The following is a 13,190-nucleotide window of genomic DNA, read 5'->3' as shown; positions in this document are numbered from 1 at the left end:
GTGGGGCGCGCCGGCTGTGCCGCCGGCGTCGATTTACAGCGCGTACTGCAGGATGGCCTGGCAGGCCGCGCTTTCGTCGGGCGGGATGGCGTAGGGGTCGCGCGGCGCCAGGCGGTGCAGCAGCACCTGGTCGGCCAGCCGCGCGCGGCTTTCCAGGCCGGCGCCGGTGGCTTCCCAGCGTAGCGCGGCCATGGATACGGCGTGATAGAGCAGCGAGGCGGCCTGGCGGGCCAGCTCGGCGTGATCGCCTTGCGCGGCATGTTCCGCCAGCGCATAGGTCTGCTCCAGCGCGCGCGCCTGCGCATCGGCCAGGGAGGGCGGGCAGGGCGCGCCATCGGCCAGCAGCCGGTCGATGTGGCTGCGCAAGGCGGGCAGCGAGTTTTCTTTCTTGATGGCGCGCAGCACGTCCAGGGCGACGATGTTGCTGGTGCCCTCCCAGATGGAGCCTAGATGCGCGTCGCGGACCAGGCGGGGTTCCGTCCATTCCTCGATGTAGCCGCAGCCGCCACGCACTTCCATGGCGTCGCCGGTCACTTTGCGCGCGTCGCGGCAGGCGCGGAACTTGATCAGGGGCGTCAGGATACGGGCCAGGGCGGGATCGGCCGCGCCCTGATCGGCGTCGGCCAGCGCGCGCGCCGTCTGGAACATGACGCTGCGCGCCTGTTCGGCCCACACCGTCATCTTGACGAGCTGGCGCTGCATCAGCGGCATGTCGATCAGCCGCTTGCCGAAGGCGCGGCGGTGCTGGGACACGTAGACGGCTTCGGTCACCGCCCGGCGCATCAGGCCGGCGGCGCGCATGCCGTTGGACAGGCGCGAGTTGTTGATCATGTCGGCCATGTGCTTGAAGCCGCGCCCGCGTTCGCCCACCAGCCATGCCACCGCGCCTTCCAGGCGGATCTCGCCGCTGGCCATCGAGCGCGTGCCCAGCTTGTCCTTCAGGCGCAGGATGCGGTAGTGGTTGTGCGTGCCGTCGGCCAGGTCGCGCGGCAGCAGGAACAGCGACACGCCCTTCAGGCCGGCCTGCGGCTCGCTGCGCGCCAGCACCATGGCGTAGCCCGCGTCCGGGTTGGAGCAGAACCATTTGTCGCCATGGATGCGCCAGGTGCCGTCGTCCTGCGCTTCGGCCGTGACTTCGGTGGCGCTGACGTCCGACCCCGCGCCCTGTTCCGTCATGAACATGGCGCCCTGGCGCAGCGCGTCGAAATCCTGGGAGGTGACCTGTGGCAGCACGCGCTCGACCAGCGCGGGGTCGCCGAACTTGCGCAGGGTACGCGCCAGCGAGTCCGTCATGCTGACCGGGCAGCACAGGCCGAATTCGGCCTGCACGAACAGGTGGCTGAGCGCGTACTTGGCGGCGGCCGGCATGGGCTCGGGCCAGCCCAGCACGCCGCCCCGGTGCGACAGCGCGGCCAGGCCAAATTCGCTGTATGCCAGCCGCTCGAGCTCTACATAGGCCGGATGCTTGTCGACCCGGGACTCGTCGGCGCCGGCGCGGCTGCGCACGGACAGGGTGGGCGGATGCTTGTCCGCGGTGGAGGCCAGCTCGTCCATGACGCCGCCCGCCAGCTCGCCCAGCCGTTCCAGATGGGGCAGCAGGTGGGTGTGCAACGCGGCGGGCAGGTAGCGCTGGCTGAGCGCGGCCGCGTACGGGTCGGCGTTGAACAGGTTCAGGCCACGGGAATCCGGAACGGCGGTGGCGTTGGAGGCGACGGTCATGACGGGCGTGTCCATGGCGGGATCCTGGTCGGACGGAAAAAGATGCCCCGATGGTGCGCGGCTGGATTAATCTACGCAAATACTCTTTTGATGTAGAACAATCCAAAAAAAATATAGATCGTGTAGGAGCGACGATTGGACCTGGATCCGCGCCTGTTGCGCTACTTCATCGCGGTGGCGGAAGAGCGCCATTTCAGCCGGGCGGCGGCGCGCCTGCATATTTCGCAGCCGCCGCTCAGCTACGCCATCCGGCAACTGGAGGAAAACGTGGGCGCGCGCCTGCTGGCGCGCACCAGCCGCCACGTCCAGCTGACCGACGCCGGGCAGGTGCTGTACCGGGAAGCCCTGACCCTGCTGCGCCAGGCCGAAGAGGTGCGCACGCTGGTGCAGCGGGTGGACGCGGGCCTGCGCGGCAGGCTGCGCATCGGGTTTGTCGGGTCCATGCTGTACCGGGGCCTGCCGGCGCTGCTGAATGCCATGCGGGCCGAACTGCCGGATGTGGAGCATGTGCTGACGGAGCTGAACTCGCATGAGCAGATCGAGGCGGTGCGGCGCGGCGAGCAGGATCTGGGCTTCATCCACGCCAATCCGGTGCCGGACGAGGTCCAGGCGCGCGACCTGATGGCGGAACCCTTCGTCGCGTGCCTGCCGCAGGCGCATCCGCTGGCGGACCGGCGGACGCTGCGCTTGGCGGAACTGGCGGCGGACGACTTCGTGTTCTTCGCCCGCGCGGCTTCGCCCAGCTATTACGAAACCGTGCTGTCCATGTGCGTGGCGGCTGGCTTCCGGCCCGAGGTCCGTCACGAAGTGCGCCACTGGCTGAGCGTCGCGTCGCTGGTGTCGCAGGGGTTGGGGGTGTCGATCGTGCCGGCCTGCCTGTCGCGCAGCGGTTTGGCCGGCACGCGCTTTATCGCATTCGAGCACGAGGCCCGTTCCATCAGCCAGGCGATATGGCCGTCCGCGGCGCGTTCGCCGCTGCAGGAGAAAGCGGTGGCGCTGGTGCTGCGGCAGTTCCCGCGCCTGGATCCGCCCCAGGGCGGGTCAGCCGCGGCAACCTGAGGATCAGCGGAACACGACGGTCTTGTTGCGATTCAGCAGGATGCGGTGTTCGACGTGGCTGCGCACCGCGCGAGACAGCACCAGGGATTCGATGTCGCTGCCCACCTGGGTCAGGTCCTGGGCGGTCATGGTGTGGTCCACGCGCTCGATGTCCTGGTCGATGATGGGGCCTTCGTCCAGGTCGGACGTCACGTAGTGGGCGGTGGCGCCGATGATCTTCACGCCGCGCGCATGCGCCTGGTGATAGGGGCGCGCGCCCTTGAAACTGGGCAGGAAGCTGTGGTGGATGTTGATCGCGCGGCCGTTCAGCGCGCGGCACATGCCGGCCGACAGGATCTGCATGTAGCGGGCCAGCACCACCAGGTCGATGCCTTCCTTGTCCACGATGTCCAGCACCTGCTGCTCTTGTTCCAGCTTGGTGTCGGCCGTGACCGGCAGGTGATGGAACGGAATGCCGTAGGTCGCCGCAAGGCTGGCGTAATCGTTGTGATTGGACACGATGGCGGCGACTTCCGCGTGCAGATGTCCGCTATGCACGCGGAACAGCAGGTCGTTCAGGCAGTGGCCCTGCTTGCTGACCATGATCAGCAGGCGTTCCTTGCGGCGGGCATCGTGCAGCTTGAGTTCCATGCCGTATTCGGTGGACATGGCGTCCAGGCGGGCGCGCAGGTCGTCGGGCGGCACGCTGACGGGCAAGTCGAAATGCACGCGCAGGAAGAAGCGGCCCGTCTCGTCGTCGCCGAACTGCTGGGAATCCAGGATGTTGCAGCCCAATTCGAACAACAGGCCGCTCACGCGGTAGACGATGCCCGTGCGGTCGGGGCAGGACAGGGTCAGGATGTAGTCGTTGTGCTGCATGGCGGGGAATGGGCTGAAAAGGAAGTAGGGATGGGCGGGATCAGGCGGACAGGCGCGCCAGGGTTTCTTCCGCCAGGGCCAGGCTGGAGGTCAGCCCGGGCGATTCTATGCCGAACAGGTTCACCAGCCCCGGCACGCCATGCGTGGCCGGGCCGGCGATGACGAAATCGGCGGCGGGCTCGTGCGGCCCCGAGATCTTGGGCCGGATGCCGGTATAGCCCGGCGCCAGCGCATCGTCCGGCAGCGCCGGCCAATAGCTGCGGACCGCCGCGTAGAACACGTCGGCGCGGGCGGGATCCAGGGTGTAGTCTTCGGTGCCGACCCATTCGGTGTCGGGGCCGAACTTGGCCTGCCCGCCCATGTCCAGCGTCAGATGGACGCCCAGGCCGGCGTGCTGCGGGACCGGATAGATCAGGCGCGAAAAGGGCGCGCGGCCGGCCAGCGTGAAGTAGCTGCCCTTGCACAGATAGTCGGTCGGGATGCTGGCGGCGGGAACGCCGTCGATGCGGCGCGCCAGGGCGGGCGCCTGCAGGCCCGCGGAGTTGATCAGCACGTTGCAGGTGAGGCTCATGGCCTCGTCGCCGCCGAATTGCAGTTCGAAGCCGCCTTCGGGCCGGACCCGGCCGGACACGAGCGGCGTGTGGAACACGCATTGTGCGCCAGCGTTCTCGGCATCGCCCTGGAAGGCCAGCATCAGCGCGTGGCTGTCCACGATGCCGGTCGATGGCGACACCAGCGCCGCCGTGCATTGCAGCGCGGGTTCCAGGCGCATGGCCTCTTCGCCCGAAATGTATTGCAGGTCGTCGACGCCATTGGCGCGGGCGCGCTGCGCGATGCTCTCCAGTTGCGCAGCCTGCGCCGCGCTGGTGGCCACGATGAGCTTGCCCAGGCGCTTGTGCGGCACGCCGCGTTCGGCGCAATAGGCATAGAGCAGATGTTTGCCGCGCACGCAGAGGCGGGCCTTCAGGCTGCCCGCAGGGTAATAGATGCCGGCATGGATGACTTCGGAATTCCGCGAGCTGGTGCCGGTGCCGATGGCCTCGGTGGCTTCGGCCACCAGCACCTCGCGACCCGACTGGGCCAGCGCCCGGGCGACCGCCAGGCCCACCACGCCGGCGCCGATCACGACGCAATCGACGTCGGCGCTCATGGGGTGTTCCTTTCGGAGCGCGTCCCGGCCGGCGTCAGATCGAATCCGCCCGCATGGAAGACCAGGGGCGGTTCGCCGCTATGGCCGCAACGTTCCACCTCTCCGACCATGATGACGTGATCTCCCTCGACATAGCGGCTGCGGTTGCGGCATTCGAACCAGGCGGCGCAGTGGCCGTCCAGCATGGGCGTGCCGCCCGGCGCATGATGCACCGTCAGCCCGGCGTAGCGGTCCGGCGTCTTGCCGGTCGCGAAACGGCGGGCCAGCGCGATCTGTTCGGCGCTCAGCACGTTCACGACGTAGCGCTCGCATTGCTGGAACGCGGCCAGCGACGACGAGCCCAGCGACAGGCTCCACAGGATCAACGGCGGGTTCAGCGACACCGAGTTGAAAGAGCTGACCGTCAGCCCGATGGGCGCGCCATCGAGCCCGGCGGTCGTCACGACCGTTACGCCCGTGGCGTAGCGGCCCAGCGCGGTGCGGAAAAATGCGGCATCAAAATCAGGGGAGGAGTCGGGCATGCAATCGATATTCGGACGGGCGTGCAAGGCGCCCGGCATCAGGGGCGCCCGGCATCAGGGCGACAGGCGTTCGATCTTCCAGGCCGGACCGTCCGCGACATAGCGCAGGCGGTCATGCAGGCGCGACGGCCTGCCTTGCCAGAATTCAAAGGCGGTGGGCTTCAGGCGGTAACCGCCCCAATGCGGCGGGCGCGGCGGCTGCTCGCCGAAACGCTCGCGGAATTCCTGTTCGCGGGCTTCCAGCGCTTCGCGGGTGATCGGCCGGCTCTGGCACGAGGCCCAGGCGCCGATGCGCGAACCGGCGGGACGGCTGTGGTAGTAGGCGTCCGACTCTTCGGCAGCCACTTTTTCCACCACGCCCTCGATGCGGACCTGGCGTTCCAGAGGCTGCCAGAAGAACAGCAGGCAGGCTCGCGGTTCGGCCTGCAGGTCCAGGCCCTTGCGAGATTCGTAATTGGTGAAGAACGTGAAGCCCTGCGCGTCGAAACCCTTGATCAGGACGATGCGGGCGCTGGGCTGGCCGGCGGCATCCACGGTGGCCAGGGTCATGGCGTTGGGCTCGGGCACCTTGGAGGCCAGGGCCTCGTCGAACCAGCGGGTGAACTGCTCGAACGGAGACGCGGCTGCCTGGCTTTCCAGCAGCACGTGCTTTTCGTAGCTTTGACGCAGATCGGAGACGGACATGGGACGGGGGATTCAGCGTTGATAACAGGGAGTTTATACCGCTTGGCGCCCGGCTTCCCCATTGACCCCGCGCAGGCCCCAGGCAAGTTCGCCGCCGCTGGCCGGGGGGCGCCGCTCAGGCGCCTTCGGGCAGCGGGCGGCCGTCCTGTTCGAGCCGGCGGGCGATGGCGTCCAGGCGGGCGTCATGGATGCCCGCGGCGCGCAGGGCCTGAGCGGTCTGCACCACGTAGTCGGTGCAGGGGCCATAGCGTCCGGCGGCCCGGCGCACGATCTCCAGCAATTCCGCGTCGGGCAGGGCGCGGATATAGGCGGGATTGTCCCGGTTCATGATGAAGACCAGGGCCCGGACGGGACCGGTGTCGGTCGCGCAGTTGATCCAGCGGGGCAGATAGGCGCCGGTGGACATCTCGCGCTCCCAGAGGGCGGGAAAATAATGCGGGACCTGGTCGCCGGCCAGGCGGTAGACGACGCCTCGGCAGGAACCGCCGCGATCCAGCCCGAACACCAGTCCCGGGCATTCCGGCGTGCCCCGGTTGACCCGCGACCACAGGCACAGCGCGCGGTGGTGGCCGCGCAGGGTGGCGAGCCGGCGTTCCATGAAGTCGAAATCGGGGCGCCAGATCAGCGAGCCGTAGCCGTACACCCAGACATCCTCGCCCGACCGCCAGTGTTGCAGGGCATCGTCCAGCGAAGCCTGCCGTTCTTCCGGGGTCCAGAGGCGAAAGGGCAGGGTGGCGCCAGGGACGCCCGAAGCGGGAGGGGATGACTGCATGTTCACGACTACGTTTTATTCCGGTCAGGCTCGATCGGGGGGTTGCGATTGGCCCAGCCTCCGGCCATCAGGGCCACGGAGTAGGCCCAGAACAGGGGGGCAACGCCAATTACCGCACCCAGCGCGCCGAAGGTCAACGGCAGCGACACCTGCGAGCCGTTGATCAGCGCCATCCGCAGGCCGACGGCTTCAGCGGCCCGTCCTGGCGGCGAATGCTGATGCAGCAGGGCCAGCATGCTGGGCTGGCAGCATCCCAGGGCAAGGCCCAGGATAAAAGACAGCACGATCAGGACGGTAACGTCGGTGAACAGCGGATAAAGCATGAAATCGATGGCGGCGGTCGCCATGGCGACCCGCACCAGCGTCCAGGAGCGGACCCGGCGCTGGATCAAGGGCAGTACAAGGCGGATGACGAAGGTTGCCGCCGCGAAGGAAGCAAGAATCACACCGATGGTGGTGGCCGACAGGCCGATCGCCACGCCGAAGATGGGCACGACAAACAGGTGGGTGTCCCAGGCGCCGGACAGAATGGTGTTGACCATCAGGATGCGGCGCAGCGCCGGCACGGCCAGCAACTCGGTGACCCGGCGGCGCTGGGCCTCGCGCACCCCGGTCAACTGCGAATCCACGGCCTTCAATTGGTGGCGCATGGCGTACAGACCGCCCGCCGACAGCAGCGGGCCCAGCGCCAAAAGACCGAAGGCCGCCCGGGTGCCCAGGTGGTCGATCGCCAGCCCCGCGATAAGAGGGCCGGAGAAACCCGACCCCGCCAGCGCCAGCGACATGAACGAGAAGTTGCGCAGGCGCTGGGCGGGCTCGGCGTGTCCCAACAGGTCCTGCGTCGCGACCTGATGCAGCATGAATCCGATGCCGATGCAGCAGGACGCCACCAGCAGCGCAATCTGGGTTTGCGAGATGAAGGGCAAGGCCGTGCCCATGGCGACCAGTGTGGTGCCGATGGCCAGGGGGCGCACAATGCCGACGCGGTCGACCCAGCGTCCGGCGCGCACCGAGAACAGCATCGGCAGCACGGCGAACACCGCGACCAGCGTCCCCACCTTGAAGGTGGACAGTCCCATCTGCAATGCCGTCAGCGAGACAGTGATCCGTCCCCCCGTCAAGGCCAGATGGTTCATCATTGCCAGCAGGCACAACAGCGCCGCCCCGGAAAATTCCGGAGAACTGGAAGGAGAAGAGGGGGATCTGTGGGAGGTAGACACGGCTTAACTGCATTCATTCTGTTCGTAACATCCGCCTATGTCGAGGCGGTGATTTTTTGCACCGCCGGGGCTAGTGTCTAGTCACTGTGACGAGATAGCTGCCATAGCGGACAAGTCGGGTTGTTTACGGGGCAAGATGACTGCACGTTCGAGGCAGGTGCGGTAAAAGGGTCCTGATGGTGCGCCGCGGCCGTTGTATCGTTCACGCAACGGAACAATCGCGGGGCGCCTCGTTATTCCTGAGCATCAGCAGCGCCGGCCGCGTCTGCCGCGGCAGGGGCCGCTTCTCATTCCAATCACGTTCAATGAAAAAATCCCGCAGCAAATTCAAGCGCTACACCCTGATCGCCGCGCTCCTCCTGCTTGTCGGCCTGGGGGCGCGGGCCGCATTCTTTCCCGCGCCGCCGCCGCCCACCTTTGCCGTGGCCGAGGTCAGCCGGGCCAATCTTGAAGACAGCGTGCTGGCCAGCGGAACCATCGACGCGATCGAGCGCGTCAGCGTCGGCGCCCAGGCAACCGGCCAGTTGAAATCCCTGAAGGTGGCGCTGGGGGACCGGGTCAAGAAAGGGCAGCTCGTGGCCGAGATCGACGACCTGACCCAGCAGAACGACCTGCGCAACGCCGAAGCGGCCCTGCAGACCCGCCGCGCCGAGCGGGCCGCCAAGGTCGCCATGCTGAAACAGGCCGAACTCGCCTTCCGCCGCCAGCGCCAGATGCTGGCGGCCGACGCCAGCTCGCGCGAGGCCTACGAGACCGCCGAGGCCACGCTGGGCGTGACCCGCGCCGAGATCGCTTCGCTGGATGCGCAGATCGCCCAGGCCGAGATCCAGGTGGACACCGCCCGCGTCAACCTCGGCTACACACGCATCGTCTCGCCCATCGACGGCATGGTGGTGGCCGTGGTGACGAAGGAAGGGCAGACGGTCAACTCGATCCAGAGCGCGCCGACCATCATCAAGGTGGCCCAGGTGGACACCATGACGATCAAGGCGCAGATTTCCGAGGCCGACGTGACCCGGGTCACGACGGGCCTGCCGGTCTACTTCACCATCCTGGGCGAGCCCGACCAGCGCTATCACGCCAAGCTGCGCGCAGTGGAGCCCGCGCCGGACTCCATCCAGAAGGACGACGCGACCTCGTCGCTCACGGCTTCCACCGGCACCTCGACCAGCGCCGCCGTCTATTACAACGGACTGTTCGACGTGCCCAACCCCGACGAGAAGCTGCGCATCTCCATGACCGCGCAGGTCTTCATCGTGCTGGGCGAGGCCAAGGACGCCATCGTCGTGCCTGCCTCTGCCCTGGGCAAGCGCGGCGAGGACGGGCGCTACACGGTGCGCGTGGTCGGGAAGGACAACAGCACGCAGGCGCGCCAGGTCCGTGTCGGCATGAACAACAATGTGCAGGCGCAGGTGCTGGAAGGCCTGGAGGTGGGCGAACGCGTGGTGTCGGCGGATTCGGCGCCGGCCGCGGCGAAGCCGGGGGCCTGACATGGACGGGCCGCTTATTTCCCTGGCCGGAGTGCGCCGGGAGTTCCCCGCAGGCGAACAGACCATCGCCGTCCTGAAGGACATCGACCTCACGATCGAGGCCGGCGAAATGGTGGCCATCGTGGGCGCGTCCGGGTCGGGCAAGTCCACGCTGATGAACATCCTGGGATGCCTGGACCGTCCGACGCGCGGCGAGTACAAGGTCGGCGGCCGCAGCACCGGCGCGCTGGATCCGGACGAACTGGCCGAGTTGCGCCGCGAACACTTCGGGTTCATCTTCCAGCGCTACCACCTGCTGTCGGACCTGAGCGCGCAAGGCAACGTGGAAGTGCCGGCCGTCTACGCCGGCAAGCGCCGCGAGGCGCGCCTGGAACGCGCCACGGAGTTGCTGAAGCGGCTGGGGCTGGGCGACCGGTCCGGGCATCGGCCCGGCCAGTTGTCCGGCGGCCAGCAGCAGCGCGTGAGCATCGCGCGGGCGCTGATGAACGGCGGCGACATCATCCTGGCCGACGAACCCACCGGCGCCCTGGACACCCACACGGGCCAGGAGGTGCTGCGCATCCTGGAAGAGCTGAACGCGGCGGGCCACACCATCATCATCGTCACCCACGACATGAACGTGGCGCGGCATGCCCAGCGCATCATCGAGATCAGCGACGGGGAGATCGTCGCCGACAAGCGCAACCCGGACGCGCCGCGCCGCGAATCCAGGAAGGACGAGGCGCCGGCGCTGGCCCAGCGCCCCGCCTGGCAGGCCTACCTGGACCGTTGCGGCGAAGCCCTGCGCATGGCGCTGCTGGCCATGAATGCCCATCGGCTGCGCACGTCGCTGACGATGCTGGGCATCATCATCGGCATCGCGGCCGTGGTGTCGGTGGTGGCGCTGGGCGAAGGCTCGCGGCGCAAGATCCTGGAAGACATCAGCCAGATCGGCACCAACACGGTCGAGGTCTTTCCCGGAAAGGACTTCGGCGATGAAAAGGCGGTGAACATCCGCACGCTGGTCGCGGCCGACGCCGAGGCGCTGGCGCGCGAAGCCTATGTGGACAGCGTCACGCCGGAAGTCGCCACCAGCAACACGCTGCGCTTTCGCAACGTGTCGGTGAACGGCTCTATCCAGGGCGTGGGCGAACAGTACTTCCGCGTGCGCGCGATCAAGCTGGCGCAGGGCAAGTTCTTCGACGAAACCAGCGTGGCGCGCCGGGCGCAGGAGGTGGTGATCGACGAAAGCACGCGGCGCGCCCTGTTCGGAACGCACACCGAGGCCATCGGGCAGGTGGTCTTCCTGGGGGCCATGCCCGCCCGCGTGATCGGCGTGACGGAGAAGAAGGACACGGTATTCGGCAACAACGATTCCTTGAACGTGTGGATCCCGTACACGACGGCGCTGTCGCGCGTGCTGGGCCAGCAGCACCTCAAGAGCATCACGGTGCGCGTCAACGACGCGACCCCGCCGGCCGCCGCCGAGCAGGCCATCGTGCGCACGTTGACGCGCCGGCACGTGGTGAAGGATTTCTTCGTGTTCAACACCGATGCCATCCGCAAGACCATCGAACGCACCACGGCCACGATGACCTTGCTGGTGTCCCTGATCGCGCTGATTTCACTGATGGTGGGCGGCATCGGGGTGATGAACATCATGCTGGTGTCGGTCACCGAGCGCACCCGCGAGATCGGCGTGCGCATGGCGGTGGGCGCGCGGCGCAGCGACATCATGCAGCAGTTCCTGATCGAGGCGGTGCTGGTGTGCCTGATCGGCGGGGCGGTGGGCATCCTGCTGTCGCTGGGGCTGGGCGTGCTCGTGTCCAAGGCGACGGGCGGGTCGTTCCAGATGATCTATTCCACGGCATCGATGGTGGCGGCATTCACCTGCTCGACCCTGATCGGTGTGATTTTTGGCTATTTGCCGGCGCGCAATGCGGCGCGCCTGGATCCCGTCGAGGCGCTGGCCCGGGAATGAGGACAATGAAAGCGGTTTCCCTGATCTGCAAGCCCGCCGCCCTGGCTGCGATGTTGACGCTGGGTGGTTGCGGCAGCCTGCTGCGCACCGACTACGAGCCGCCGGCGGTCAGTACCCCAGCGGCCTGGACCCACGCGCCCTCGGAAGGCGCGAGCGGCGCGCAGGCCTCGCTGGCCGATGGCGGCGCCTGGTGGCGGAATTTCAACGACCCGGTGCTCAATGGCCTGGTCGACGCCGCGCTGGCGCGCAACAACGATCTGGCCGCCGCGGCGATCCGGGTGCGCCGCGCCCAGTACCAGGCGGGCCTGTCCGAAGACAAGCTCATCCCGCAGCTCGGCGGCGACGCCAACGTCACGCGGATCCGCAACCTCCATGGCGACCGCGCCATCTCGCGGGCAAATTCGGCCGAGCTGACCGTCAGCTACGAGGTAGACCTGTGGGGCAAGCTGTCGCGCCAGCGCGACGCGGCGCAGTGGGAAGCGCTGGCGACGGGGCAGGACCGCGAAAGCGCGGCCCTGTCGCTGGTGGGCACGACCGCCACGCTGTACTGGCAGACGGCCTTCATCAACCAGCGCATCGCCAGCAGCGAGGAGAGCATCGCCTACGCCCGCCGGACTCAGGACCTGGTGCGTGCGCAATATGCGGCGGGCGGGGCATCCGCGTTGGAGCTGGCCGAGGCCCAACAGACCGTGGCCAGCCAGCAGGCCGCGCACGCGCTGCTGGTGCAGCAGCGCGTGGAATTCACGAATGCGCTGACCATCCTGTTCGACGGCCCGCCGGACCGCAGCATGGCCAACCCGGAACGCCTGCCGTCCAACGCGCTGCCCGAGGCCCGCGCGGGGGTGCCGGCGGAACTGCTGGGCCGGCGTCCGGATCTGCGCGCGGCGGAACTCCGGCTGCGCGAGTCGCTGGCCACCGTTGACGCAACCCGCGCCAGCTTCTATCCGCCGCTGACGCTGACAGGCGCGCTGGGCAGCTCCAGCCCGACGCTTTCCAGCGTGCTGCAGAATCCCATCGCCACGCTGGGGGCGGGGCTGACACTGCCGTTCCTGCAATGGAATCAGATGCAGCTCAACATCAAGATTTCCAAGGCGGACTACGAGGAGCGTGTCGTCACCTTCCGGCAGTCGCTGTACCAGGCGATGGCGGATGTGGAAAACGCGCTGTCGAACCGGACGCAGTTGACGCTGCGCGCCGAACAGCTCGACGTATCCCTGCAGTCGGCCAGGGAGGCCGAGCGGCTGTACGAAGTGCGGTATCGGGCGGGCGCGGTGTCGTTGAAGGATTGGCTGGATGCGCAGGAGAAGCGCAGGACGGCGGAGATTGCCAGGGATGAGAATATGTTGAATCGGCTGGTGAATCAGGTGACGGTTTATCAGGCGCTGGGGGGGGATGATGTGGTGGCTGGGTCTTGAGGTGATTGCGTGGTCCATGGGCATGGATTCCGGTTCTTAAGACGCCTGGCGTGCCGGGGCCGTGGGGCGAGCGGGGCTGCGATTGTGTAGTGGTCTAATTTTGGTAGACACCCAGTTAGGTTGAACCTAGGAGGTGGGTCATGACCAAGATTAGAAGACGCGTGTTTACAGCCGAGTTCAAGCTGGAAGCTGTTCGGATGGTCAAGGACAAGGGTTTCAGCGTGCCCGAAGTCTGCGCCTCTGTGGGGATTGGCGAGACAGCGTTACGGCGCTGGCTGGTTCAATACGAGGCGGACCTACTGGGCAAGCGGGGACCAGGCAAGCCAATCACCCCTGAGCAAC

General features: G+C 67.6%; 12 protein-coding genes. 5 read left to right on the top strand and 7 right to left on the bottom strand.

What is annotated here, in order from left to right:
* Nucleotides 1-33 precede the first annotated feature (33 nt).
* Nucleotides 34-1,734 (bottom strand): acyl-CoA dehydrogenase family protein, encoded by a 1,701-nt coding sequence (locus ASE30_RS12240; protein ID WP_057284586.1) that lies wholly within the window; start codon nt 1,732-1,734, stop codon nt 34-36.
* Nucleotides 1,735-1,854: 120 nt separating this feature from the next.
* Between ASE30_RS12240 and ASE30_RS12235 the strand changes: the two genes are divergently transcribed.
* The gene (locus ASE30_RS12235) at nt 1,855-2,778 is read left to right on the top strand and encodes a LysR family transcriptional regulator (protein ID WP_156407628.1); all 924 of its coding nucleotides are present in this window, start codon (nt 1,855-1,857) and stop codon (nt 2,776-2,778) included.
* 3 nt (nt 2,779-2,781) lie between these two features.
* Here the strand turns inward: ASE30_RS12235 and purU are convergent, their stop codons facing one another.
* The 6 genes from purU to ASE30_RS12205 form a co-directional block, all read right to left on the bottom strand.
* Nucleotides 2,782-3,636: a formyltetrahydrofolate deformylase gene (purU, locus tag ASE30_RS12230; protein WP_057284585.1), complete on the bottom strand. Its 855-nt coding sequence runs from the start codon at nt 3,634-3,636 to the stop codon at nt 2,782-2,784.
* Nucleotides 3,637-3,676: 40 nt separating this feature from the next.
* Nucleotides 3,677-4,786, bottom strand: coding sequence for an NAD(P)/FAD-dependent oxidoreductase (locus tag ASE30_RS12225; protein ID WP_057284584.1), 1,110 nt, complete (start codon nt 4,784-4,786; stop codon nt 3,677-3,679).
* On the bottom strand, nt 4,783-5,307 hold the full coding sequence (locus ASE30_RS12220; protein WP_057284616.1) for a flavin reductase family protein: 525 nt from the start codon (nt 5,305-5,307) through the stop codon (nt 4,783-4,785). Before ASE30_RS12220 ends, ASE30_RS12225 begins: the two co-directional genes overlap by 4 nt.
* 54 nt (nt 5,308-5,361) lie before the next feature.
* Nucleotides 5,362-5,991, bottom strand: a complete 630-nt coding sequence (gene pdxH, locus ASE30_RS12215; RefSeq protein ID WP_057284583.1) for a pyridoxamine 5'-phosphate oxidase — start codon at nt 5,989-5,991, stop codon at nt 5,362-5,364.
* A gap of 115 nt (nt 5,992-6,106) precedes the next feature.
* Complete coding sequence (locus ASE30_RS12210; RefSeq protein ID WP_057284582.1) at nt 6,107-6,769, bottom strand: gamma-glutamylcyclotransferase; 663 nt, start codon at nt 6,767-6,769, stop codon at nt 6,107-6,109.
* A gap of 2 nt (nt 6,770-6,771) precedes the next feature.
* Nucleotides 6,772-7,983 carry an MFS transporter gene (locus tag ASE30_RS12205; RefSeq protein WP_156407626.1) on the bottom strand — a complete coding sequence of 404 codons (1,212 nt, stop codon included), beginning with the start codon at nt 7,981-7,983 and terminating at the stop codon, nt 6,772-6,774.
* 305 nt (nt 7,984-8,288) lie between these two features.
* Here ASE30_RS12205 and ASE30_RS12200 point away from each other — a divergent pair, with 305 nt between their 5' ends.
* The 4 genes from ASE30_RS12200 to ASE30_RS12185 all read left to right on the top strand — a co-directional run.
* The gene (locus tag ASE30_RS12200; protein ID WP_057284580.1) at nt 8,289-9,473 is read left to right on the top strand and encodes an efflux RND transporter periplasmic adaptor subunit; all 1,185 of its coding nucleotides are present in this window, start codon (nt 8,289-8,291) and stop codon (nt 9,471-9,473) included.
* Between the two features lies 1 nt (nt 9,474).
* Nucleotides 9,475-11,433 (top strand): MacB family efflux pump subunit, encoded by a 1,959-nt coding sequence (locus ASE30_RS12195; protein ID WP_057284579.1) that lies wholly within the window; start codon nt 9,475-9,477, stop codon nt 11,431-11,433.
* 5 nt (nt 11,434-11,438) lie between these two features.
* Nucleotides 11,439-12,848: an efflux transporter outer membrane subunit gene (locus tag ASE30_RS12190; protein WP_057284578.1), complete on the top strand. Its 1,410-nt coding sequence runs from the start codon at nt 11,439-11,441 to the stop codon at nt 12,846-12,848.
* Between the two features lie 140 nt (nt 12,849-12,988).
* Nucleotides 12,989-13,190, top strand: a 202-nt coding sequence (locus ASE30_RS12185) for a transposase (RefSeq protein WP_156407625.1), incomplete at its 3' end; no start/stop codon positions are given.

The sequence above is a fragment of the Achromobacter sp. Root83 genome, from assembly GCF_001428845.1.
Taxonomy (GTDB): Bacteria; Pseudomonadota; Gammaproteobacteria; order Burkholderiales; family Burkholderiaceae_B; genus Achromobacter.
The sequence above is the reverse complement of the archived record's forward strand: the minus strand, read 5'-3'. Positions and strand labels throughout refer to the sequence as shown.